23 protein-coding genes and 1 tRNA gene are annotated in these 23,483 nt (G+C 74.6%); 17 read left to right on the top strand and 7 right to left on the bottom strand.

Annotated elements, in window-relative coordinates:
- Window positions 1-92: 92 nt before the first annotated feature.
- From ACFY3U_RS24295 to ACFY3U_RS24285, 3 genes are all read right to left on the bottom strand, one after another.
- Window positions 93-1,886 (bottom strand): bifunctional metallophosphatase/5'-nucleotidase, encoded by a 1,794-nt coding sequence (locus ACFY3U_RS24295; protein ID WP_387205680.1) that lies wholly within the window; start codon window positions 1,884-1,886, stop codon window positions 93-95.
- 253 nt (window positions 1,887-2,139) lie between these two features.
- The gene (locus ACFY3U_RS24290; RefSeq protein WP_387205678.1) at window positions 2,140-2,793 is read right to left on the bottom strand and encodes a nucleotidyl transferase AbiEii/AbiGii toxin family protein; all 654 of its coding nucleotides are present in this window, start codon (window positions 2,791-2,793) and stop codon (window positions 2,140-2,142) included.
- Window positions 2,790-3,119, bottom strand: coding sequence for a hypothetical protein (locus ACFY3U_RS24285; protein WP_387205676.1), 330 nt, complete (start codon window positions 3,117-3,119; stop codon window positions 2,790-2,792). Before ACFY3U_RS24285 ends, ACFY3U_RS24290 begins: the two co-directional genes overlap by 4 nt.
- A 987-nt stretch (window positions 3,120-4,106) precedes the next feature.
- Between ACFY3U_RS24285 and ACFY3U_RS24280 the strand changes: the two genes are divergently transcribed.
- The 10 genes from ACFY3U_RS24280 (at window position 4,107) to ACFY3U_RS24235 (ending at window position 15,945) form a co-directional block, all read left to right on the top strand.
- Window positions 4,107-4,709, top strand: a complete 603-nt coding sequence (locus ACFY3U_RS24280; protein ID WP_387205675.1) for a hypothetical protein — start codon at window positions 4,107-4,109, stop codon at window positions 4,707-4,709.
- 426 nt (window positions 4,710-5,135) lie between these two features.
- Window positions 5,136-8,468, top strand: a complete 3,333-nt coding sequence (fdh, locus tag ACFY3U_RS24275; RefSeq protein ID WP_387205673.1) for a formate dehydrogenase — start codon at window positions 5,136-5,138, stop codon at window positions 8,466-8,468.
- Window positions 8,461-9,603 carry a 4Fe-4S dicluster domain-containing protein gene (locus tag ACFY3U_RS24270; protein ID WP_387205671.1) on the top strand — a complete coding sequence of 381 codons (1,143 nt, stop codon included), beginning with the start codon at window positions 8,461-8,463 and terminating at the stop codon, window positions 9,601-9,603. The genes fdh and ACFY3U_RS24270 overlap by 8 nt, the downstream gene beginning before the upstream one ends.
- Entirely contained in the window at window positions 9,600-10,892 is a 1,293-nt protein-coding gene (nrfD, locus tag ACFY3U_RS24265) for an NrfD/PsrC family molybdoenzyme membrane anchor subunit (protein ID WP_387205669.1), read from the top strand. The genes ACFY3U_RS24270 and nrfD overlap by 4 nt, the downstream gene beginning before the upstream one ends.
- A gap of 45 nt (window positions 10,893-10,937) precedes the next feature.
- Window positions 10,938-11,033, top strand: a tRNA-Sec gene (locus tag ACFY3U_RS24260).
- 24 nt (window positions 11,034-11,057) lie between these two features.
- Window positions 11,058-12,350: an L-seryl-tRNA(Sec) selenium transferase gene (gene selA / locus ACFY3U_RS24255; protein WP_387205668.1), complete on the top strand. Its 1,293-nt coding sequence runs from the start codon at window positions 11,058-11,060 to the stop codon at window positions 12,348-12,350.
- 1 nt (window position 12,351) lies between these two features.
- A complete protein-coding gene (gene selB, locus ACFY3U_RS24250) occupies window positions 12,352-14,115 on the top strand; it encodes a selenocysteine-specific translation elongation factor (protein ID WP_387205666.1) in 1,764 nt (587 codons plus the stop codon).
- Window positions 14,116-14,174: 59 nt separating this feature from the next.
- Window positions 14,175-14,372: a hypothetical protein gene (locus tag ACFY3U_RS24245; protein ID WP_387205664.1), complete on the top strand. Its 198-nt coding sequence runs from the start codon at window positions 14,175-14,177 to the stop codon at window positions 14,370-14,372.
- 50 nt (window positions 14,373-14,422) lie between these two features.
- On the top strand, window positions 14,423-15,688 hold the full coding sequence (locus tag ACFY3U_RS24240) for a hemolysin family protein (RefSeq protein WP_387205663.1): 1,266 nt from the start codon (window positions 14,423-14,425) through the stop codon (window positions 15,686-15,688).
- 83 nt (window positions 15,689-15,771) lie between these two features.
- Complete coding sequence (locus ACFY3U_RS24235; RefSeq protein WP_387205802.1) at window positions 15,772-15,945, top strand: amidophosphoribosyltransferase; 174 nt, start codon at window positions 15,772-15,774, stop codon at window positions 15,943-15,945.
- A 4-nt stretch (window positions 15,946-15,949) separates the two neighbouring features.
- Here ACFY3U_RS24235 and ACFY3U_RS24230 read toward each other — a convergent pair whose 3' ends face one another.
- Window positions 15,950-16,606: a hypothetical protein gene (locus ACFY3U_RS24230; protein WP_387205661.1), complete on the bottom strand. Its 657-nt coding sequence runs from the start codon at window positions 16,604-16,606 to the stop codon at window positions 15,950-15,952.
- An 84-nt stretch (window positions 16,607-16,690) separates the two neighbouring features.
- Here ACFY3U_RS24230 and ACFY3U_RS24225 point away from each other — a divergent pair, with 84 nt between their 5' ends.
- Window positions 16,691-16,942, top strand: coding sequence for a hypothetical protein (locus ACFY3U_RS24225; protein ID WP_387205659.1), 252 nt, complete (start codon window positions 16,691-16,693; stop codon window positions 16,940-16,942).
- On the opposite strand, the gene ACFY3U_RS24220 is transcribed toward ACFY3U_RS24225, so the two are convergent.
- From ACFY3U_RS24220 to ACFY3U_RS24210, 3 genes are all read right to left on the bottom strand, one after another.
- Window positions 16,939-17,415, bottom strand: coding sequence for a hypothetical protein (locus tag ACFY3U_RS24220; RefSeq protein ID WP_387205657.1), 477 nt, complete (start codon window positions 17,413-17,415; stop codon window positions 16,939-16,941). The genes ACFY3U_RS24225 and ACFY3U_RS24220 overlap by 4 nt on opposite strands.
- Entirely contained in the window at window positions 17,412-17,621 is a 210-nt protein-coding gene (locus ACFY3U_RS24215; protein ID WP_387205655.1) for a phosphatidylethanolamine-binding protein, read from the bottom strand. Before ACFY3U_RS24215 ends, ACFY3U_RS24220 begins: the two co-directional genes overlap by 4 nt.
- Before the next feature lie 61 nt (window positions 17,622-17,682).
- Window positions 17,683-18,564 (bottom strand): universal stress protein, encoded by an 882-nt coding sequence (locus tag ACFY3U_RS24210; protein WP_387205653.1) that lies wholly within the window; start codon window positions 18,562-18,564, stop codon window positions 17,683-17,685.
- A 176-nt stretch (window positions 18,565-18,740) separates the two neighbouring features.
- Here ACFY3U_RS24210 and ACFY3U_RS24205 point away from each other — a divergent pair, with 176 nt between their 5' ends.
- From ACFY3U_RS24205 to ACFY3U_RS24180, 6 genes are all read left to right on the top strand, one after another.
- On the top strand, window positions 18,741-19,487 hold the full coding sequence (locus tag ACFY3U_RS24205; protein ID WP_387205651.1) for an SAM-dependent methyltransferase: 747 nt from the start codon (window positions 18,741-18,743) through the stop codon (window positions 19,485-19,487).
- A gap of 76 nt (window positions 19,488-19,563) precedes the next feature.
- Window positions 19,564-20,748: a PP2C family protein-serine/threonine phosphatase gene (locus ACFY3U_RS24200; protein WP_387205649.1), complete on the top strand. Its 1,185-nt coding sequence runs from the start codon at window positions 19,564-19,566 to the stop codon at window positions 20,746-20,748.
- 48 nt (window positions 20,749-20,796) lie between these two features.
- Entirely contained in the window at window positions 20,797-21,267 is a 471-nt protein-coding gene (locus ACFY3U_RS24195; RefSeq protein ID WP_387205647.1) for a MarR family winged helix-turn-helix transcriptional regulator, read from the top strand.
- A 283-nt stretch (window positions 21,268-21,550) separates the two neighbouring features.
- Window positions 21,551-22,180 (top strand): CDP-alcohol phosphatidyltransferase family protein, encoded by a 630-nt coding sequence (locus ACFY3U_RS24190; protein WP_387205646.1) that lies wholly within the window; start codon window positions 21,551-21,553, stop codon window positions 22,178-22,180.
- Window positions 22,177-23,145, top strand: coding sequence for a DUF881 domain-containing protein (locus ACFY3U_RS24185; protein ID WP_387205644.1), 969 nt, complete (start codon window positions 22,177-22,179; stop codon window positions 23,143-23,145). Before ACFY3U_RS24190 ends, ACFY3U_RS24185 begins: the two co-directional genes overlap by 4 nt.
- Window positions 23,142-23,474 carry a small basic family protein gene (locus ACFY3U_RS24180; RefSeq protein WP_387205642.1) on the top strand — a complete coding sequence of 111 codons (333 nt, stop codon included), beginning with the start codon at window positions 23,142-23,144 and terminating at the stop codon, window positions 23,472-23,474. Before ACFY3U_RS24185 ends, ACFY3U_RS24180 begins: the two co-directional genes overlap by 4 nt.
- The last annotated feature ends 9 nt before the right edge of the window (window positions 23,475-23,483 follow it).

Raw genomic sequence — 23,483 nt, 5'->3', positions numbered from 1 at the left:
GGGGCCCGGGGGGGGTTTCCGGCAATCAACCCCGTGCTCGTTTGGGGGTGGTGGGGACCCGGGGTAACCGGGGACCCCCTCGACTCGTCGGCTCAGAAGACCGGCACGCCCGCGCGGACCAGCTTCCAGTTCGGCACGAAGAAGTCGGCCGGGTCGATCGTCCCCTTCGCCTGCGCCCAGTCGATCAGCAGCTGGCGGATCTCCTGCTGCGCGTTGTAGACCTGGGTCTTGACGATGCCGGGGAAGTTGCCGCCGCCGCTGCGCCGGTAGTTGTTCACCGCGACGACGAACTGCGCGTCGGCCGGCACCGGGGTGTCGGTGCCGGGTAGCACCAGGCGGGTGATCCGCTGGCCGACCGGCTTGGAGATGTCGATGTCGTACTCGACGCCCGAGATCACGTCGTAGTTGTAGTCCGGCACCGCCGGGTCGCTGATGGTGGCCGGGTCGACGGTCGCGCCGACCGGCAGCGTGACGAAGTACTTCGCCGAGTACTCCAGGTACGCCTTCACCTCGGCGCCGCTCAGCACGACCGCCTCCAGGGTGTTGTCGAAGACGTACAGGCCGGCCACGTCGCGGATCCGCACGTCGCCCTGCGGGAAGACCGCGGTGCGACTGAACGGCGCGGCGATCGACAGCACCGGCAGCCCGGCGTACGCGCCACCGGCCAGCGCCTTGGTGACGACCTCGGTCTGCACGTGGTTGATGAAGTCCAGGATCGGGGTGTCCTTGTACCGCGACTCGGCGGCGGACAGCTCCACGCTGGACTGCGCGACGACCTTGTTGACGTAGTCGACGGTCTTGGTGTGCTGGCCGCGGACGGCCGCGAGCACCGCCGGGTCCTCGACCACGGTGTTGGTGTTCAGCATGGTGGCGTGCTTGCTGACGACCTGCCAGCGGCCGTGGGCCTTGCGCACGGTGAAGTCCATCCGGGTCAGCCGCTGGCCCCACTTCGACGGCTCGGCGGTGAGCACCTGCACGCCGGTGGCGGTGTTGGTGACGAACCGCTCCACCACCTCGTTGTGCGCGTGGCCGAAGAGGATGGCGTCGATGCCGGGCACCTGCTCGGCGATCATCGTCACCGGGTTCTCGTTCGGCAGCTCCGGGCCGTAGCTGGAGGTGCCGCTGTCTCCGCCGTGCGCGGAGATGATGACCAGGTCGGCGCCGCGCCGGCGCATGATCGGCACCCACTTGGCGGCGGTCTCCACCATGCCGGGGAAGACCAGCTTGCCCTCGACGTTGCCCTTGTCCCAGATGGCCACGCCGGGGTTGGTCAGGCCGAGGATGCCGACCCGCAGCTTCGGCCCGCCGTGGCCGCCGAGCCGGACCTCCTTGATCACGTACGGCTGGTAGGCCGGCTTGCCGGTGGCCTCGTTGACCGCGTTCGCGGCGAGCGCCGGGAAGCCCAGCTGCGAGATCCACTTCGCCAGCAGCGGCAGGCCGTAGTTGAACTCGTGGTTGCCCAGGGTCACCGCGTCGTACTTCAGGATGTTCATGGCGTTGGCCATCGGGTGCGTCTCACCGGTGACGGTGATCGGCTCCTGCTTGGCGTAGTACGTGGCCAGCGGGGTGCCCTGGATCGTGTCACCGGCGTCCAGCACGAGGGTGGCCTTGCCGGCGCGCTCGGCCCGGATCTGGTTGACCAGGGTGGCCAGCTTGGCGACGCCGACGTCGTTGTGCTTGCTGTCGTCGTACTCCTTGTCGGAGTAGTAGTCCCAGTTGTAGACGTTGCCGTGGGTGTCCGAGGTGCCCAGGATGGTCAGGTCCCAGGTCTTCGGGCCCTTCGACTCGGCCGCCCGTGCGGGGGTGCCGGCGATCAGGGGGGCGGTCGCCGCGGCGGCGGCCACGGCCAGCACCTGGCGGCGCGAGGCGCCGGAGGAGGAGGTCATGAGGTGCCTTTCCATGGGGGTGGACGGGCGCCTCGGGGGCGCGCCGCTGGGCACCATAACGACGCCGCCGTCCGTTTCGCCAGCACCGCCCGAGGTGTTTCATCCCACCGCCGCATTTCGCCACCCGGGTGTAACACCACGGCCATCCGGCGCGCCGGCCCGCGGTCGTTTCCGGGTCGGCGGCGGGGGGCGCGAGGGCCAGCAGCAGTCGACGCCCCGGCTCCGAGCAGCGGCATCAGCACCGAGGCTGGCCTCAGCGCGGCCAGTCGGCGAGCCGGCGGCGCAGCGCGGCCACCTGCGCGGCGTCCAGCCCGTACCGGGCGAACCGCCGGTCCGGCAGCCGGTCCAGGTAGCGGCCGGCGGCCCGCACGTCGTCCGGGTCCAGCGCCGGGTCGGCCTGCCCGGCGAGCCGCAGCAGCTCCGCGACGGGGTATTGGTCCAGCGCCGACGCCACGTCGATGTAGTCGCGTACCTCGCGCCGGTTGACCAGGGCGGCTGTCTTGTTGGCCACCAGGTCGCGCACGTCCATCACCGGGCCGAGGTCCATCACCACGGGGGAGCGGTGCCGATCCAGCCGGGCCAGGCTGAGCCGGATCTGCCGGCCGTCCCGGGCCACCACGAAGTCCTTCAGGTCCCGGTCGAAGCCCTCGAACAGCTCGCCCAGCTCGCTGTCCGGGTCGGCGTCGGCGACCACGTACCCGGCGCCCTCCAGCGCCGCCCGCACCCCGGTGGCGGCCGCCGCGGCGGCGCCCTCCACGTCGGCGAACAGGTCGACGTCCTCGGTGGGTCGGGTGACCAGCCCGTGCGCGGCCCAGGCCACCCCACCGCCGAGCACGAACCGGTGCGGTCCGGCCGCGGTGAGAGCCACCCGGGCCACCTCGCGGTAGAAGTCGTGCGGGTGGGTCACGCCGCGCGCAGACCCCGGTGCCGGCTCTCCCACGCCTGCCGCACGCCGCGCGGCAGGTTGAGTCGCGGCCACACCCGCCGCAGTGTCCGGCCGTCGATCAGGTGCCGTAGGTCCTCTGCGCGGGTGGTCTCGCGCAGCACGTTCTCGTACATCCAGAGCAGCTGGTCCGGGTCGGCCAGGTCGAAGGTGCGCTCGGTGCTCCACATCAACCGGACCGGCAACTCCACCATTCCGCGGGTCGGCCCGGCGAGCTCCGCGAGGGTGCGGGCCACCACCGCGGGACGCCCCGGGCGGGCCAGGTGGGCGGTCGGCATGGTGGCCTGCATGGTGTCAGGGTAAACCCTCCGCCGTACCCGCCGGGCCGTCCGACCGCCGGCCGCGCCCACCACGGCCCGGTCCGCCCGCCCCCGCCGGCAGTTTCCCGGGTACGCGGGCAGCCTCCCAACCCTTCGCCAGGCGCGCCGCACCCACCGTCGACCTTCACCGTCCCGGGCCACGCGAGCTGGGCGTCGGGGCCGGCTGGGGCCCCGCCGCCCCGCGTCGGATACCGTCCCGCACCCGCTACGAACTTGATGACGTGAACGAATCACGGGCGCCGGATCGCGGTGGCAGCGGAGGAACGGCACCGGGCGAGGCGGTTTTCTGGCACCGGCCCGTCCGGAGCGGTCGTAACTGATCCCGCTTGCGTCATCAAGTTCGTAGTGTCCGGCGGAGGAGGCTCGCCCGGTCCGCCCGGTTGCTGGGCTGCTTGTTCGCAGGTCCGGTTTCGTAGGCCCGTCCGGTGAGGGTGTGGCCGTCCGGGTCCGATTCGTTTACGTCATCAGCTCCGTAGCGTCTCGGGGGAGGCGTCGGGCTGGGGCAGCGGTGGCGGGTCGGGTCGGATGTCCGGCCGCGGGGTGCCGCGAACACCGGGTAGGAGGGTCTCGCAGCTTCGGTCGTGGAGGTCTGTGCCCGGATGTCTGGTCCCCGGTTCGGGCCGGCGGTGGGTGGCGCGTCGTCTGGGTGGTGGTGTCCGGTGGTGTCGCGTGACGGGTGGCACTCTGGCGGTGGAATGGTGGGCCGGCCGGGGTCGTTACATCACCTGGATGACCGCAGCAGCACCCCGCCCGGCCTGGCCGGTGGGTGGCGGGCCCCGGGAATGATGGTGGGCCGGCGGTCGTTACACCTGGTCCGGCGCCGCGACCCCCCCGCGTTCGTGCAGCCGCCGAACCCCAAGACTTTCCCCTGATTGAGAGAGCGCCCCGTCGTGGTGCTTGCGTCTGTGTCCGGCCCCCGCCGGGTGTGGGCGCCAACCCCCGAGGAGCTGATTTCTGATGGCTACCACCATGCTGCGGAAGAGTGTTCTGGGTATCGCTGGTCTGGCTTTCGCCGGTGGCGTGTTCGCCGGTCCGGCCATGCACGCCGACGCCGCCCCCGCGTCGCACGCCAAGCCGGTCGCGGTGACCGTGCAGGCCGACAACAAGCCGGGTGTGGACAAGGGCAAGCTGATCCCGCACGGTGTGCAGGGTGCGCAGTCCCGCATCCCCTTGAACGACGAGCAGACCGCCAACGCCAAGGCGATCATCGCCGCCACGAAGAAGTCGGGTCTGGACGAGCGGGCCGCGGTGATCTCGATCGCCACCGCCCTGCAGGAGTCGAAGCTGGAGAACCTGGGTCATCTGGGTGACCGCAACGACCACGACTCGCTGGGCCTGTTCCAGCAGCGCCCGAGCTCGGGTTGGGGCACCCCGGAGCAGATCACCGACACGGTCTACTCCACGATGGCGTTCCAGAAGGGCCTGAAGCAGGTCGACGGGTGGCAGGACATGCCGCTGACCGAGGCTGCGCAGACGGTGCAGGTGTCGGCGTACCCGGACGCCTACGCCCAGTGGGAGCAGCAGGCCGCCGACCTCGTCGCCCAGCACTGGAACAGCTGACCCCGATAAGAACCGACGCTGGCCGGCCCCCACACGGGGCGCCGGCCAGCGTCGTCCGCACGGAGGTCCGCGGTGGCCTCCGGCAACCACCCGGTTCGCGCCTGGCCCTGAGTGGTGGCGGTCACTGGGGGATGGGGAAGGGCGGAGCGGGGTAGGGTGTTGGTACGGGTGTCGGTGTGATCCAGTGTCCCCGGGCCTCACCTAAATTGCCGTCGCGGAATACCGTTCGGCTGGAGCCGCGTCGCGCCACTCGCCGAGAGGCGACCTGCACACCGACACCTGGTGCCGCCCCCGATCCGAATGGGTCGGGGGCGGCACTGCGTTCCGGGCCGGAAAAAGATCGTCCGCTCCGGTCGCGCCCCGGGGTCGGCTGTCCTAGATTCGGGGGGTCGGCTTCCGCGGGCGTGGTGAGGAGGTGCATCCGGGATGGGTCTGCGTACCTTCATCGAAGGCTGGCCGGTCTACCGGCAGCTCACCGGCACCGATCCGCTGGGCCGCGGCGCAGCGGCCCAGTCCGGGCGCTCGGCGCAGCTCACCGCGCGCACCGAGACCGCGGACAGCGTGGCCCGGTCGGTGTGCCCGTACTGCGCGGTCGGCTGCGGTCAGCGGGTCTTCGTCAAGGACGGCCGGGTCAGCCAGATCGAGGGCGACCCGGACAGCCCGATCTCCCGCGGCCGGCTCTGCCCGAAGGGCTCGGCCAGCAAGAGCCTGGTGACCAGCCCGCTCCGGCAGACCACGGTCCGCTACCGCCGGCCGTACGCCACCGACTGGGAGGACCTGGAGCTCGACGTCGCGGTCGACATGATCGCCGACCGGATCCTCGCCGCGCGCGAGGAGACCTGGGAGGACGTCGACGACGAGGGCCGGCCGCTCAACCGCACCCTGGGCATCTCCAGCCTGGGCGGGGCGACGCTGGACAACGAGGAGAACTACCTCATCAAGAAGCTGTTCACGGCGATGGGGGCACTCCAGATCGAGAACCAGGCCCGGATTTGACACTCCGCCACCGTCCCCGGTCTGGGGGCCAGCTTCGGTCGCGGTGGTGCGACGGACTTCCAGCAGGACGTCGCCAACGCTGACGTCATCGTCATCCAGGGCTCGAACATGGCCGAGGCCCATCCGGTGGGCTTCCAGTGGGTGATGGAGGCCAAGCGCCGCGGCGCGAAGGTCTTCCACGTCGACCCCCGGTTCACCCGGACCAGCGCGCTGGCCGACACGTACCTGCCGATCCGCGCGGGCACGGACATCGCGCTGCTGGGCGGCGTGGTGCGCTACATCCTGGACAACGAGCTCGACTTCCGGGAGTACGTGCTGGCGTACACGAACGCGGCGACGATCGTCAGCGAGCGGTTCGCCGACACCGAGGACGGCGACGGCTTCTTCTCCGGTTTCGACCCGGAGACCGGCAGCTACGTGCAGGACAGCTGGCAGTACGAGGGGCACGAGGGCGACTCCGGCAGCGGGCACACCGCCAAGGAGCGGGACACCGCGGCCGGCCTGCGGCACGAGTCGCACGGCGCCCAGGTGCACGGCAAGACCCAGCGGGACGAGACGCTGCAGCACCCGCGCTGCGTCTACCAGATCCTCAAGCGGCACTTCGCCCGCTACACCCCGGAGATGGTGGAACGGGTCTGCGGCATTCCTCGGGAGAAGTTCCTGGAGCTGGCCCGCGCCTGGACGGAGAACTCCGGCCGGGAGCGCACCGGCTGCCTGATCTACTCGGTCGGCTGGACCCAGCACTCGGTCGGCGTGCAGTACATCCGCACCGGCGCGATCATCCAGCTGCTGCTGGGCAACATGGGCCGCCCCGGCGGTGGCGTGCTGGCGCTGCGCGGGCACGCCAGCATCCAGGGCTCGACGGACATCCCGACCCTGTTCAACCTGCTGCCCGGCTACCTGCCGATGCCGCACCACGCCGACCACCCGACCTTCGACGAGTGGGTGGACAGCATCCGCCACCCCGGGCAGAAGGGCTTCTGGGGCAACTCCCGGGCGTACGCGGCCAGCCTGCTCAAGGCGTACTGGGGAGACGCGGCGACGCCGGAGAACGACTTCGGCTACGACTGGCTGCCCCGGATGACCGGCGACCACGGCACCTACCAGCAGGTGCTGAACATGATCGACGGCAAGGTCAAGGGGTACTTCCTGCTCGGCCAGAACCCGGCCGTCGGCTCCGCGCACGGGCGCGCCCAACGGCTGGGCATGGCCAACCTGGACTGGCTGGTGGTCCGCGACCTGTTCATGATCGAGAGCGCGACGTTCTGGAAGAACGGCCCGGAGGTCGCCACCGGCGAGATCACCCCGGAGCAGTGCCGCACCGAGGTGTTCTTCCTGCCCGCCGCCTCGCACGTGGAGAAGGAGGGCACCTTCACCCAGACGCAGCGGCTGCTGCAGTGGCGGGAGAAGGCCCTCGACCCGCCGAACGACGCCCGCTCCGAGCTGTGGTTCTTCTACCACCTCGGCCGCCGGCTGCGGGAGAAGCTGGCCGACTCCGACAAGCCCCGCGACCGCGCCCTGCTCGACCTGGCCTGGGACTACCCCACCCACGGCCCGCACGAGGAGCCGAGCGCCGAGGCGGTGCTGCGCGAGATCAACGGGTACGACGTGACGACCGGCCGCCCGCTGGCCACGTTCGCCGAGGCGAAGGACGACGGCTCCACCGCCGTCGGCTGCTGGATCTACACCGGGGTGTACGCCGACGGGGTCAACCAGGCGGCCCGCCGCAAGTCCCGGCACGAGCAGGACTGGGTGGCGGCCGAGTGGGGCTGGGCCTGGCCGGCGAACCGGCGCACCCTCTACAACCGCGCCTCCGCCGACCCGCAGGGCCGGCCGTGGAGCGAGCGCAAGCGCTACGTCTGGTGGGACGCCGACGCCGGCGAGTGGACCGGTCACGACGTGCCGGACTTCGAGAAGACCAAACCGCCGACGTACCAGCCGCCGGAGGGCGCGTCCGGCCCGGCGGCGCTGGCCGGGGACGACCCGTTCGTCATGCAGGGCGACGGCAAGGGCTGGCTGTACGCGCCCAGCGGGGTGCTCGACGGCCCGCTGCCGACGCACTACGAGCCGGCCGAGTCGCCGATGCGCAACCCGCTCTACGGGCAGCAGTCGAACCCGACCCGCAAGGTGTACGCCCACCCGGTGAACTCGGTGAACCCCAGCCCGCCGCAGGAGCACAGCCAGGTCTTCCCGTACGTGTTCACGGTCAGCCGGCTCACCGAGCACCACACCGCGGGCGGGATGAGCCGGACGGTGCGGCCGCTGGCGGAGCTGCAGCCGGAGATGTTCGTGGAGGTGTCGCCGGAGTTGGCGGCCGAGACCGGGCTGGCCCACCTGGGCTGGGCGCACCTGATCAGCGGGCGCGCGGTGATCGAGGCGAAGGTCCTGGTGACCGACCGGCTCACCCCGCTGCGCGTGGACGGCCGGGTGATCCACCAGCTGTGGTTGCCGTACCACTTCGGTTTCGAGGGCCTGGTCACCGGCGACTCGGCGAACGACCTGTTCGGCATCACCCTGGACCCGAACGTGCTGATCCAGGAGAGCAAGATCGGCACCTGCGACGTACGCCCCGGCCGGCGCCCCACCGGCCCGGCGCTGCGTGACCTCGTCGCGGACTACCAGCGCCGGGCCGGCATCGTTGCGGGCCAACCGCCCGCGGCGGTGACCGACCCGGCCCGGCGGCCCGGCGGGTCCGGCGACGACGGGTCGAACCATCACCGGCCCGGCAACGACGGGCCGAGAGAGAACGGCGACGATGCCTGACGCCAACAGCCTCTACGGCCCGCTCGACCCGGCCCCGGACGCGGGCTGGGTCGAGGCGACCCCCCGGGTGGGCTTCTTCACCGACACCAGCGTCTGCATCGGCTGCAAGGCCTGCGAGGTCGCCTGCAAGGAGTGGAACGGCGTCCCGGACGCCGGCTTCGACCTGCTCGGCATGTCGTACGACAACACCGGCGCGTTGACCGCGAACTCGTGGCGGCACGTGGCGTTCATCGAGCAGCCGGTGCCGGCGGGGCACCGTACCCCGCCGTTTGCGGGCACCCCGACGGGCGGCTCGGTGAGCGCGGCGTCGGCGGCGGTGGCGGCCGGCACCGGCGGCTCCAGCGGCACCAACCCGGGCGTAGCCCCTGGCGCGGCCGACGCCGCCGCCCGGATGACCCGCGGCGCGGACGCCCCGGCCGACGTGCTGGGCGCCCTGCAGAACGGTTCCGCGCCCGGCCTCGCCACCGCCGGCGACCGCGCGACCGCCGCCCCGGCGGGCGGCCGGCAGTTCCTCGGGATGCCCGGCGCGCAGCCGCCGGGCCGGGGCACCGGCGCCGAGCAGCGCACCGACTTCCGCTGGCTGATGATGTCGGACGTCTGCAAGCACTGCACCCACGCGGCCTGCCTGGACGTCTGCCCGACCGGCTCGCTGTTCCGCACCGAGTTCGGCACGGTGGTGGTGCAGGAGGACATCTGCAACGGCTGCGGCTACTGCATCTCGGCCTGCCCGTACGGGGTGATCGACCAGCGTAAGGACGACGGCCGGGCGTGGAAGTGCACGCTCTGCTACGACCGACTCGGCGCCGGCATGACGCCCGCCTGCGCGCAGGCCTGCCCCACTGAGTCCATCCAGTTCGGGCCGCTGGACGAGCTGCGGGAGCGGGCCGCGCAGCGGGTCGCCACCCTGCACGAGCGGGGCGTCCCGGAGGCCCGGCTCTACGGCAACGACCCCACCGACGGGGTGGGCGGCGACGGCGCGTTCTTCCTTCTGCTCGACGAGCCGGAGGTGTACGGCCTGCCCCCGGACCCGGTGGTCACCACGCGGGACCTGCCGCGGATGTGGCGGCGGGCCGGGTTGGCCGCCCTGGCCATGACGGCGGCCGCCGTCGCCGCGTTCGTCGGAGGTTCCTCGTGAGTCCGGACCGCGCCCCGGTCGGCGCCCTGTTCCGCCGTTTCCGCGACCGCCTCGCCGAGGACGGCCCGGATCGGATCGCCGGCCCGGGCCGGGCGTCGGCGCAGCTCGGCCATGGCGCCAAGGTGACCGGCGGTGGGCACCCCGGTGGCGGCGGCCCGGGGTCGGACGCGGGCTCGCGTCAGCACGCCGGTTCACCGCCGAACGCCGGCGCCGGTCCGGCGGCCGTCGCCCGGACCGACTCCGACGCGGCCGGGGCCGACCTCGCCCCGCACCCACCGCGGGACGTCCCGCCGGTGGACCGCCGCCGGGGCGGTAAGCGGGGCCGGCGCGGCGGCGGCGAGGAGCTGCGGGTCCCCGAGGCCACCTTCACCTCGTACTACGGCCGGCCGATCCTCAAGGCGCCGGTGTGGCAGTGGGACATCGCCGCGTACCTGTTCACCGGCGGCCTGGCCGCCGGGTCGTCGCTGCTGGCCGCCGGCGGGCAGCTCACCGGCCGGCCGGCGCTGCGGCGGGCCGGCCGGGTCACCGCGCTCGGCGCGGTGACCGCCAGCGCGTTCTTCCTGATCAAGGACCTGGGCCGGCCGGCGCGCTTCCACCACATGCTGCGGGTGGCGAAGCCGACCTCGCCGATGTCGGTGGGCACCTGGATCCTCAGCGCGTTCGGCCCGGCCGCCGGCATCGCCGCGGTCGCCGAGGCGGCACCCTGGCTGCCCGAGCACGGGCTGCTCGGGCTGGGCCGCCGACTGCTGCCCCCGGTCGGGCACGCCGCCGGGCTGGCCGCCGCGGCCACCGCGCCGGCGCTGGCCACGTACACCGGGGTGCTGTTGGCCGGCACGGCGGTGCCGTCGTGGCACGAGGCGTACCCGGAACTGCCGACCATCTTCGCGGGCAGCGCGCTGGCCAGCGGTGCCGGAGTGGGCCTGCTCGCCGCGCCGACCGGGCAGGCGGGCCCGGCCCGGCGGATGGCGGTGGCCGGGGCCGCGCTGGAGCTGTGGGGCTCGCACTCGGTGGAGACCCGGCTCGGGCTGCTCAGCGAGCCGTACCGCACGGGCGGTCCCGGGCGGCTGCTGCGCGCCGGCCGGGCGCTGACCGCCGCGGGCGTGGTCGGGGCGCTGGCCGGCCGGCGTAGCCGGACCCTCTCCGGGCTCTCCGGCGCTGCGTTGCTCGCCGCGTCGGTGGCCACCCGGTTCGGCATCTTCTACGGCGGGGTCGCCTCGGCGAAGGACCCGAGGTACACGGTGGTGCCGCAGCGCGAGCGGGTCCGCCGCCGGGAGGCCGGCGAGGGCTGACACCTCGCCGCGCGGCTCCCACCGGCCTGTGATTGACTCCTTCGCGGAGGCGTTCAGGCGGCTGGTGCCCCTCCCGGTCTTCAAAACCGGTGTGGTCCGGGATCCGGGCCAGGCGGGTTCGATTCCCGTCCGTCTCCGCCACGCATTCCCGGGGAGATGACGCGCATGGGTGACGCCGACCCGCGCCGGCGGGTGCCGCGGACGGACACCCTGCTCGCCGACCCGCGGCTCGCCGCCGCGACGGTCACGCTCGGCCGGGACCGGGTCAAGGCCGCCGTCGTCGCGGCGCAGGACCGGGCCCGCCGGGGTGAGATCGCCCCCGAGGGGGTACGCGACGCCGCGCTCGCCGCGCTGCCCGCCCCGGCGCCCCGATCCGTGCTGAACGCGACCGGCGTGGTGCTGCACACCAACCTCGGGCGCGCCCCGCTGTCACCGGCCGCCGTGGACGCGGTGGTGGCGGCGGCCGGCAACACCGACGTGGAGCTGGACCTGCGTACCGGCCGGCGGGCGCGACGCGGCCGGGACGCCATGGACACGCTGGCCGCCGCGGTGCCGGACGCCGCCGCGGTGCACGTGGTGAACAACGGCGCGGCCGCCCTGGTGCTGGCCGCCACCGCGCTGGCGGCCGACCGGGAGATCGTGGTGAGCCGCGGCGAGCTGGTCGAGATCGGTGACGGTTTCCGCCTGCCCGACCTGCTGGAGAGCACCGGCGCGCGGCTGCGCGAGGTGGGCGCCACCAACCGCACCACGCTGGCGGACTACGCGGCGGCGGTCGGGCCGCGGACCGGCTTCGTGCTCAAGGTGCACCCGTCGAACTTCGCGATCACCGGCTTCACCTCGTCCGTGCCGGTGCGGGAGCTGGCCGGCCTCGGGGTGCCGGTGGTCGCCGACATCGGCTCCGGGCTGCTCGCGCCGGACCGGGCGCTGCCCGACGAGCCGGACGCGGCCAGCACCCTGCGCGCCGGGGCCACCCTGGTCACCGCCAGCGGCGACAAGCTCCTCGGCGGGCCGCAGGCCGGCCTGCTGCTCGGCGACGCCGCCGTGGTCGAGCGGCTGCGCCGGCACCCGCTGGCCCGGGCGCTGCGGGTGGACAAGCTGACCCTGGCCGCGCTCGCCGCCACCCTGCACGGCCCGGACAATCCCACCCGGGCGGCGCTGCACGCCGACCCGGTGGTGCTGCGGGAGCGGGTGGAACGGCTGCGCGACGCGCTCGGCGCCGAGGGCCGCAAGGCCGAGGTGGTGCCCAGCGCGGCGGTGGTCGGCGGTGGCGGCGCACCCGGCGTCGAGCTGGACTCGTGGGCGCTGAGCCTGCCCGAGCGGTACGCCGAGCCGCTGCGGCTGGGCCACCCGCCGGTGCTCGGCCGGGTGCTGCGCGGCCGGCTGCTGCTGGACCTGCGCTGCGTGCCGGCCACCGCGGACGCCACCCTGCGCGACGCGGTGCTGCGGGTGGCCGGCTGAGATGCACGTCGTCGCCACCGCCGGGCACGTGGACCACGGCAAGTCCACCCTGGTCCGCGCGCTGACCGGGATGGAACCCGACCGGTGGGCGGAGGAGCGCCGCCGGGGGATGACCATCGACCTGGGGTTCGCCTGGACGACGCTGCCCGCCGGCGGGACCGTCGCCTTCGTCGACGTGCCCGGCCACGAGCGGTTCGTGCCGAACATGCTCGCCGGCATCGGCCCGGTGCCGGCCGCGCTGCTCGTCGTCGCCGCTGACGAGGGCTGGATGCCGCAGACCGCCGAGCACCTGGCCGCGCTGCACGCGCTGGGGGTGTCGTACGGCCTGCTGGTGGTGACCCGCGCGGACCTGGCCGACCCGGCGTCGGTGCTGGCCGACGCCCGGGACCGGATCGTCGAGACGTCGCTCGGCGACGTCGAGGCGGTCGCGGTCAGCGCGGTCACCGGCGCCGGCCTGCCGCAGCTGCGCGCCGCCCTGGGCCGGCTGGTGGCCGGCCTGCCGCCGGCGCCGATCGACGAGCCGGTGCGGCTCTGGGTGGACCGGTCCTTCACCATCCGGGGCAGCGGCACGGTGGTCACCGGCACCCTCGGCGCCGGACGGCTCGCGGTCGGCGCCGAGCTGGAGCTGGCCGGCACCGGCGAGCCGGTCCGGGTCCGCGGCCTGCAGTCGCTCGGCGCCGCCCACGACCGGGTGGACGCGCTCGCCCGGGTGGCGGTGAACCTGCGCGGCGTGCCGAAGGACCGGCTGGCCCGCGGCGACGCGCTGCTCAGCCCCGGCCGCTTCCACCGCACCGACCTGCTGGACGCCCGGCTGGCCGGGGATCCGGCGGGCGACCTGCCGGCCACCCTCACCCTGCACGTCGGCTCGGCCGCGGTGACCGCCCGGGTCCGGCCGCTCGGCCCGGACACCGTCCGGCTGCGGCTGGACCGGCCGCTACCGTTGCTGCTCGGCGACCGGGCGCTGCTGCGCGACCCGGGCCGGCGGCACGTGGCCGGCGGCCTGACCGTGCTCGACGTGGACCCGCCGCCGCTGCGCCGCCGGGGCGCCGCGGCCGCCCGCGCCGCGCTGCTGGCCGACCTGGACGGGCGGCCCGATCTGGCCGGCGAGCTGCGCCGCCGGCAGCTGGTCCGGGCCGGCGCCCTGGCCCGGATGGGCGTGCCCGGCACGGTCGCGCCGGTGGCCGGGGACTGGCTCGCCGACCCCGACCACTGGCGGCGGCTGCGCGCCCGGCTGGTCGAGGAGACCACCCGGTACGCCCGGGAGCACCCGCTGGAGCCCGGCGTGCCGGTGGAGGTGCTGCGGCACCGGCTGGGCCTGCCCGACCGGGCGCTGGTCGAGGCGCTGGCCGGCCCGCCGCTGGCGCTGCGCGCCGGCCGGGTGCTGACCGCCGGCGCCGGCGGCCTGCCCGAACCGGTGGCCCGGGCGGTCGACCGGGTCCGCGCCGAGTACGCCGCCCACCAGTTCCGCGCCCCGGAGGCGGAGCGGCTGGCCGGCCTCGGGCTGGGCCCGCGGGAGATCGGCGCGGCGGTACGGGCCGGCGCGCTGGTCCGGCTCGCCGAGAACGTGGTGCTGCTGCCGAACGCGGTCGACGACGCGGTGCGGGTGCTGGCCGGGCTGCCGCAGCCGTTCACGCTCAGCGCCGCCCGCCGGGCGCTGGACACCACCCGCCGGGTGGCGGTGCCGCTGCTGGAGCTGCTCGACCGGCGGGGCGCCACCCGCCGGCTGCCGGACGACGCCCGCGAGGTCGTGACCCCACCGGCCTGAGCGCGGTCGCCTGCGCCGATCGGGCCGGCGGGCGGCGTCGGGTCGCCTACCGTGACGCCATGGACCCTTCGGCGGTCTGGCGGGACCGGAACCACCAGTGGCGGATCGAGGCGTACCGGGCGCCCGACCTGCGGTTCGCCATCTTCGCCACGAACGGGCCCACCGAGTCGGCGCCGCTGTGGCTGTTCGGCATGGCGGCGCTGGCCCGCTGGCTGATGACCCACGCGATCTCGCTGGACGACCTGGAAAACGACTGACCGGCCCCGTGGGCGGCCGGGCTGCGGTTGAGTGGTCGGCAGGGGGTGCGATGGTCGGTCAGCTCGCCGTGGTGGGCGTACTGGTGCTGGTCAACGCCGCGCTGTCCGGCAGCGAGATGGCCATGGTGACGCTGCGCGAGGGGCAGCTGCGCCGGTTGGGGCGGACCGGCCGGACCGGTGCGCGGCTGGTCCGGCTCGCCCGGGAACCGAACCGCTACCTGGCCACCGTCCAGCTCGGCATCACGCTGGCGGGTTTCCTCGCCTCGGCGGCGGCCGCCGTGTCGCTGGCCGAGCCGCTGGTGCGCCCGCTGCGCTTCCTCGGCGGCGCGGCCCACCCGGCCGCGGTGCTGCTGGTGACGATCGCGCTGACCTTCGTCACCCTGGTGGTGGGCGAACTCGCCCCGAAGCGGCTGGCCATGCAGCGGGCGGAACGCTGGGCGCTGCTCAGCGCCACGCCGCTGGACCTGGCCGCCCGGCTGTCCCGCCCGGCGGTGTGGCTGCTCAGCCGGGTCACCGACCTGCTGGTGCGGCTGGCCGGCGGGGATCCGCGGGCCAGCCGGGAGGAGGTCACCGAGGAGGAGCTGCGTGAGCTGCTGGTGGGTCACCGCGGGATCTCCGCGCAGCAGCGGGAGATCCTGACCGGGGCGTTCGACATCGCCGGTCGCACGCTGCGGGAGATCCTGGTGGCCCGGCGGGACGTGACCGCGCTGCCGGCCGCGCTGACCGCGGCGGAGGCGATGCGGATCATGGCCCGGACCGGTCGCTCCCGGGCCCCCGTCGTCGGCCCGGGCGGGCTGGACGACGTCCGCGGCACGGTGCACATCCGGGACCTGGTCGACGCCGACGGCGCCACGGTCGGCGGACGCGCCAGGGAGCCGGTGCTGCTGCCCGGCACCCTGCCGGTGGCCGACGCCATCCGCCAGCTGCGCCAGCGCCACGAGCAGCTGGCCCTGGTGGTCGACGAGTACGGCGGCATCGACGGCCTGGTCACCATGGAGGACCTGCTCGAGGAGGTGGTCGGCGAGCTGTACGACGAGACCGACCGCGACGTGACCGGGGTGGTGCGGGAGCCCGACGGCGCCCTGCTGCTGCCCGGCGACTTCCCGCTGCACGACCTGCCGGACGTGGGGGTGCGGTTGACCTTCCCGCTCAGCCGCGACTACACCACCGTGGCGGGGCTGGTGCTGACCCGGCTAGGTCGGCTGCCCACCGGGCCGGGGGAGACCGTCCGGCTGCCCGGGCTCGACGTGGAGGTGGTGACGGTGGCCGACCGGGCGATCCGCCGGGTCCGGCTGCGCGGCTCCGCGCTCGGCTGACCCCCGGACGGGGGAATTCCACCGCAAGCGCCGGTGCGCGGCGGGGGCCCACCCCTACCGTGCGGGGGGTGAGAGATCGTGGCATACGGACATTCCTGGCGGTGCTGGCCGGGCTCGCGGTGATCTACTTCGGGGTGACCGGGCGCGGCGCCACTGAGCAGGGCCAGGGGCTCTCCGGCGGGGTGGTGCTGCTGGCCGTGGCCGCGTCGCTGCTGGTGTGGTACCTGACCAGACCGGGGGACAAGGCGGCGAAGTGACGGCTCACCGGGCCGCCGCCGCGGTCCGGTTCACCTCGCCCGCGGATTCCTCGCCGAGCGCCACCCGCACCAGCGCCGAGGCCAACCGCCCGAAGTCCGCCTCGCTCACCAGGCCGGCCAGGCCGCGCGGGTTCGCCGGCAGGCCGAGCCGCTTCGCCCCGGCCAGCGCCCGCCGGTCGGCGTACGGGCGCACGTCGGGCCAGACCGCCTGCGCCTCGCGGAGGAAGATGTCCGCCCCGGTGGGGCCGATCCCGGGGAACTCGGTCAGCCGCCGGCGCAGCCCGGCCGGGTCGTCGTCCGCCTCGCGGTGCAGCCGCCGCAGGTCCCCGTGCCACCGGTCCAGGCAGAGCCGGGCGCCGGTGCCGAGCATGGTGGCGGTCCGTTCGTCGTACCGCCGGTAGTGGCCACGGCCCAGCGCGTCCACGCGCTCCTGCCAGCCCGCCGCCTCCATCGCCTGCGGGGTACGCCAGCCGGCGGCGAACAGCTCCCGCGCGGCGGCCACCGCGACCTGGGCCCGGATCCGGGTGCTCAGCAGTGTGGTGAGCACCAGCAGCTGGTAGAGCGGCCCGGGCCGGTCGGTCAGTCGGATGCCGGCCTCCTCGGCGTACGTGCGTCCCTGCCGGTCCAGCAGGACCCTGGCCACCTGTCGGTCGTTCCCCATCCCGGGGGAGTACCCGTCGTGGCGCGGATCAGCCCGTCCGGCGGCGCTCGAATGCGGAGCACCCGCGCGGGTAACCCACCGCCGATGAGGGGACGGCGTACGCCGGGCCCCGACGAGCGGGAGGAGACCGCCGTGGTGCAACCGCAGCAGGAGGAGTTCCGGCGCAACGACAAGGGCGCCACCAGCCAGGACAGCAAGGGCCCCGGGGTGTCCGGCCATCCGGCCAACCGCGGTCACTCGACCGGCGACCAGGGCCGGCCCGTCCCCAAGGGACAGGCCTCGCCGTACGGGCCGGGCGGCGACACCGCCGACGACCGCAGCTCCGACCGGGGCTAACCACCCCGACGGTGGGGCGGCCGCAGCCGGTTCCAGGTGGCCGCGGCCGCCACGCCGTACGCCAGGTGCGGGACGACGTCGGCCAGCCAGTCGGCGCGTCGCCAGGTCCGCGGGTCGGAGACCCCGAGCACGGTGAGCGAGCCGTCGGAGGTGGCCATCACGCCCCCTCCGAGCAGCACCGCGGCCACCGGCACCGGCCAGCGCCGGTCGCCGGCGAGCAGGCCGAACGCGGCGCCGGCGCCCACCCCGATGCCGTAGCCGAGCAGCGGGCCGAGGCCCGAGCGGCGGTTGGCCGCCCGGTCCTCGGACCCCAGGTCCACGTGCGCCACCCCGGCCAGCCGACGGGCGCTCTCCTCCGGGGTGCTGCTCGCCGGCCGGGCCCGGACCACCATGTCCAGGTAGCTCACCACGTTCAACGCGGCGCTGCCGACCGCACCGGCGATCGCGCCGTCGACCAGGCCGGCCGCTCTCACTTCGGGTCGCCCAGTTCGCGCTCACCCTTCGGGCCGTACGTCCGCTCGCCGCGTACCACGCCGCGCTGTCCGCGATCCTCCTGCAGGATCCGGTTGGCGACCTGGTTCGCCTCCTGGTCGGCCGCCCGCCCGGACTGCTCGATCAGGTCGCGCAGCCGCGCGCGTTCCTTGTCGTACGCGTTGCTTCCCGGCCGTGGTCCTGGCATGTCGCCTCCTCGGTCGCTGTTGTGCGCCGTCTACCCGCCAGGGGACGAGCCAACCGCACGCTCAGTCGGGGGTGCGCACGACGGCCACCGGGCACTGAGCGTGGTGCAGCACGCCGTGGCTGACCGAGCCGAGCAGCAGCCCGGTCAGCTCGCCGTGGCCGCGGCCGCCGACCACCACCAGGCGCGCCGACCGGGACGCGGCGGTGAGCGCGCCGACCGGCCGTTCCCGGGCCAGCTCGCGGGCGATCGACACGTCCGGGTGCCGCTCGGTGAGGCCGGCCAGCGACTCGACGAGCACCCGGTCCTCCTCGCCGCGCAGCTGCGACTCCTCGTGCACCAGCGGTTGCATGTCGCCGGGGCCGGCGGACGTGGGATGGGTGTAGGCGTGCACCGCCCGCAGCGCGACCCCGTGCACGTCGGCGTGCTCGACCGCGAACTCGACCGCGGCGCGGGACGCGGCGGAGCCGTCCACCCCGACCACCACCGGCCCGCCCGGGTGGTCGGCGCCGCGGGCCACCAGCACCGGGCAGTCGGCGTGCGTGGCGACCTGGACGGCGACCGAGCCGACGACCAGCGCGGTGAACCCGCCCAGCCCGCGGTCGCCGAGCACGATCATCGTCGCGGTCGGCGCCTCGCCGAGCAGCACGGCCGAGGCCTCGCCGTCGATGATCTCCCCGCTCACCCGCAGGCCCGGGGTGGCCCGCTCGGCCTCGGTGACCGCCTCCCGGACCAGCTTCTCCGCCTGCGCGCGCAGCCCACCACCGGGCGGCTCGCCGGCGAGCGGGTCGACCGGGGTGTGCAGCAGCGGCCAGATGAACGCGTGCACCACCCGCAGCGCGCGGTGTCGGGCGGCCGCCTCCGCGGCGGCCGTCCGGACGGCGCGCAGCGCCGGCTCCGAGCCGTCCACGCCCACCACCACGGCCGCGCCGTTCGCCGAGTTCACCTGTGTCACCTTCCGCTCGCCACTGCGGGGCTGGCAACCCCGGCCAGCTCCTCGGGCTCGCCGAGCCCACCTCCTGCCGGCGAGTATTCCGGGCGGCGGGGTGTCGCCGGGGCGATACCGGCAGCCCGGCGGCGGTGGCTACGCTGGCGGCCAACCGCAGGGAGGGAGCGTCGTCGATGGCCGAGCCGGCGGAGCCGAGCACCGCTCGCATGATCGATTTCTGGTTGGGGGGCACGCACCACTCTCCGGTGGACGTGGCGGCGGCACGGGCGTTCGAGGAGGCGTACGGGCCGTGCGCGGCGATCTTCCGGGAGCTGCGGGCGTTCCTCGGCCGGGCGGTCGGCGCGATGACCGAGGCCGGGATCGACGGCTTCCTGGTGTTCGGCGCGGGCCTGCCCACCCGGGGCAACGTGCACGAGGTGGCCACCGGGGCCACCGTGCTCTACACCGACGTGGACCCGGTCACCGTCCGGCTGGGGCAGCAGATCCTCTCCGGCGACGAGCGGGCCGGCTACGGCTACGGCGACGCCGCCGACCTGGGCACCGTCGACCGCGCCCAGCTGCACCGGTTCGTGCCGGGTTGGGGGCGCCGGCCGGTGGGGGTGGTGTTCCTCGGCTTGGCCGCGTTCCTCAACGACGCGACGGTGACCCGCACCCTGGACGAGCTGTACCGCGCGGTGGCGCCCGGCAGCATGCTGGCGTTCGACTTCGACACGGAGGAGCTGGCCGGCTACCCTCGGGCGCTGGCGATGATGGGGCCGGCGTTCCGGATGCGCCCGCCGGCATCCTTCGGCGCCCTGCTCGGCCGGTGGGCGCCGACCTCGGACGGCGTGGTGCCGGTGGCGCACTGGCGGCCGGCGGTCTCCCCGGCGGCGGTGCCGGACGCTTTCTACGGCGGACTGGCGGTGCGACCGGCGGACTGACGGCCGGTGCGCCGGCCGCCGGGGCCCTTCGTATGATGCTTGCTCTGTAGCAAGAGAATCTCTCGGAAGGACCACCATGCCGGACGCGCCCGCAGCGGCCATGCGCGCGCTGCGCGACGCCCCGCCGGACCAGCTGATCGAGGCCGCCGACCGGATCGTCCGGTCCACCGTGGCCGCGTCCCGGGTCGACGCGTTCCTCGCCGACTACCGGATCAGCGGCCTCTGGCCGGTGCTCGACCCTCAGCTGGCGGACGCCGACCACGGCGGTCAGCTGGGCCTGCAGGGGCCCGCGCAGCGCTGCTTCAGCAGTCAGCGGCCGGTGCTGGACGCCCGGGACGACGGCGCCTGCCGGGTCTGGACGCCGCTGACCAGCTGGGGGGAGCGGCTGGGCGTGTTCCTGGTCGAGCTGGCCGGCAGCCCGGACGACGCCGTGCTGGGCCGGCTGGAGGAGATCGCCGGGGAGCTGGCCACCGCGCTACGGGCGGCCGACCGGGAGACCGACCGCTACCGTCGGGCGCGGCGCCGGGAGCGGTTGAGCATGGCCGCGGAGCTGCAGTGGGACCTGCTGCCCGGGCGCAGCGTCGACCACGACGCGTTCCTGCTCGCCGGCCAGCTCGAGCCGGCCTACACCGTCGGCGGTGACCACTTCGACTGGTCGGTGGACGGTGACCGGCTCACCCTCACCGTGCTCAACGGCGCCGGCACCGGCCTCGCCGCGGCGATGCTCACCGCGCTGACGGTGAACGCGATGCGCAACGCCCGCCGCTCCGGCGGCGGCCTGGTGGAGCAGGCGGAGCTGGCCTCGGACACCATCTTCTACACCCACCGCGGCGAGCGGCACGTGGCCACGCTGCTGCTCGCCGTGGACACCGGCACCGGCCGGGTACGCGCGGTGGACGCCGGTTCGCCGCGGGTGCTGCGGCTGCGCGGCGGCACGGTGAGCAGGATCGAGCTGGAACAGCAGCTGCCGTTGGGCATGTTCCCCGAGACCCGGTACGCCGTGCAGGAGTTCGACCTGGCGCCGGGGGACCGGCTGTTCGTGGTGACCGACGGCGTGCACGCCGCGCAGCCCGGTGGCCGGGAGGCGTACGGGCAGCGGGCGATGGCCCGGTCGATGCGGTCCACGCGGCTGCAGCCGGCGACCGAGGCGGTTGGTACGGTGATGCGAGAGCTGTTCGCCTATCACGCCGACACCGATCTGCGCGACGACGCTGTCGTCGTCTGCCTGGACTGGCGCGGGATCAGCGGTCGGGACCGGTAGGTGGACGGCGCACCGGATCGACAGCGCGACGACGGCGGAGGACACCGGGTGGAGCGACCTCCGAACCTCGCGGCGGCGATCGCGACCGCGGCCGAGGCGCTCGTCGGCGTGCTCGAGTCGGCGACCTCCCGGCACCAGGTCTCCGTTCCGCCGACCCAGCTGCGGGTGCTGGCGTTGATCAGCCAGCGGCCGGAGACGAACGTGAACCGGCTGGCCGAGCTGCTGGACGTGGTGCCGTCCTCGGCGAGCCGGCTGTGCGACCGGCTGGAGGCGACGGGTCTGCTGCGGCGGGTGGTCGACCCGCGGGACCGCCGGGAGGTGCGGCTGGTGCCGACCGCGGCGGCCGAGGCGCTGCTGGGGGAGCTGACCCAGCGCCGGCACCGGGCCGTGCAGGCGGTGCTGGACCGGATGCCCCAGCGCCAACAGCACGAGCTCCTGCTGGCGCTGGGCGCCTTCGGTCAGGCCGTCGAGGCGGCGGCCCCGGCGCCGCGCGGCGACGCCTCCGCCCGCACCGCCTGACCCGATCGCCGCTTCCCGCTCCCACTAGTATCCTAGGATGCTTTAGCGGTGGTGACCCGGCACACACCGAACCACCAGGCCCACGACGAACACGGGAAACCGAAGACCGGACGTGAGCCCGATATAGTGGCTGCGCAACGCACCGGCCCGGGACCGCGACGTCCCCGGGCCGCGTCAGGGGGAGGTCCCGGCCCGGGATCACGCCGGCCCGGCCGGCCCAGGTAACACGCACGCCACCGTGGCGCCCGACCGGCGCCCGGATCGTGCTGCGGAGGGAGGTTCGGTGTCGCGTCGCCCGGCTCGCTCGGAGCAGCCACGGGGTTCGACCGCGCGGGATCGTGTCTGGACGCTGCCGAACGTGATCAGCTTCGTCCGGCTGCTGGGCGTACCGCTGTTCCTCTGGCTGTTCCTGGTGCTGAAGGCGGACGTCGCGGCGGTGGTGGTGCTGGCCGTCGGCGGCACCACCGACTGGGTCGACGGCTGGATCGCCCGCCGCCTGGGCCAGGTCAGTCGGCTGGGCGAGCTGCTGGACCCGTTCGCCGACCGGCTCTACATCCTCGCCACGCTGCTCGCCTTCACCGCCCGCGAGGTGGTGCCGTGGGAGTTCACCGCCGCGCTGCTGGCCCGGGAGCTGCTGCTGGCCGGGTCGCTGGTGGTGCTGCGCCGGCACGGGTACGGCCCGCCGCCGGTGCACTACGTCGGCAAGTCCGCCACCTTCCTGCTGCTCGCCGCGTTCCCGATCCTGCTGCTGGCCGCCGCGTCGCCGGGCGCGGCCACGGTGGCCGGCGCGATCGGCTGGGGACTGGCCTGGTGGGGGTTGGTGCTGTACTGGGTGGCCGGCGCGATGTACGTGGTGCAGACCACCCGGCTGGTCCGGGCCGTACGCGAGCGTTCCGCAGGAGTGACGGCATGACGGCCGCCCAGGGCGGGGAGAACCGGGCCACCAGGTCGTACGCCCCGGACTTTCTCACCGAGCTGTTCCGCAACCCGCTCGATCCCGGGTACGCCGACGCGGCGGCCCGGCGTCGGGCCGTGCCGCCGCCGGCCGGTTGGCGGGGCGGTTCCGCCCGGGTGGTGGCCACCGCGGTGGTCGTGGCGGTGGGTTTCCTGTTCGCGGTGGCGTACCGGGAGACGGTGGCGGAGGAGCCGAGCCGCAACCAGGCGCGCGCGGAGCTGATCTCGCAGATCAAGCAGCGCGAGGCGGACACCGATGGGCTGAGCGCGCGCGCCGACGCGCTACGGGAGCAGGTCAGCCGGCAGCGGGACGCGGCGTTGAGCGGTTCCGAGGCGGCCCGGTTGCGCAATCTGGAGGCGGGCACGGGCCTGGGCCGGGTGCGCGGGGACGGCGTGGTGGTGGAGTTGGCGGACGCGCCGCCCAAGGACGACGGCGCGGTGGTCGACAAGCCGGACGTGGGCCCGGACACGGTCGGCTACTCGGACCTGCAGAAGGTGGCGAACGACCTGTGGGCGGCGGGCGCGGAGGCGGTGGCGATCAACGGTCAGCGGTTGACGGCCACGTCGACGATCCGGTCGGCGGGGGCGGCGATCCTGGTCGACTTCCGGCCGGTGACGAGCCCGTACCAGGTGGTGGCGATCGGGCCGGATTCGATGCGGGACGACTACGACGCCAGCCGGTCGGCGGCCCTGATGCGGTGGGTGGCGAAGTCGACCGGGTTGTCGTTCAGGTTCCGCGCGGCCGATGACCTCACCCTGCCGGCGGCTCCGGAGCCGCGGCTACGCTACGCCCAGCCGTCGGTCAGTCCGAGTCCGTCGCCGCCCGGGTCACCGTCGCCGTCGGGGTTGGTGTCCGACCGTCGCGCCAGTCCCGGGCCGTCCGGTCCGGGTACGTCTCCCCGCCCCTCCGGAGGTGTCCGATGATCGCGGTGCTGGCGCTGCTCGCCGGTGTGGTTCTGGGGATCTATCTCGATCCCACGGTGCCGTCGGCGTTGCAGCCGTACCTGCCCATCGCGGTGGTGGCCGCGTTGGACGCGGTGTTCGGTGGGGTGCGGGCGAAGCTGGACCGGATCTTCGACGACAAGCAGTTCGTGGTGTCGTTCATCTCGAACGTGCTGGTGGCGGGTCTGATCGTGTACCTGGGTGACCAGTTGGGGGTGGGCGGGCAGTTGTCCACCGGCGTGGTGGTGGTGCTCGGGGTGCGGATCTTCGGCAACGTGGCGGCGATTCGCCGGCACCTGTTCCGGGCGTAGGTTTGTGGC

Origin of the sequence: Micromonospora sp. NPDC000089 (assembly GCF_042899365.1) — a bacterium.
GTDB lineage: Bacteria > Actinomycetota > Actinomycetes > Mycobacteriales > Micromonosporaceae > Micromonospora.
The sequence above is the reverse complement of the archived record's forward strand: the minus strand, read 5'-3'. Positions and strand labels throughout refer to the sequence as shown.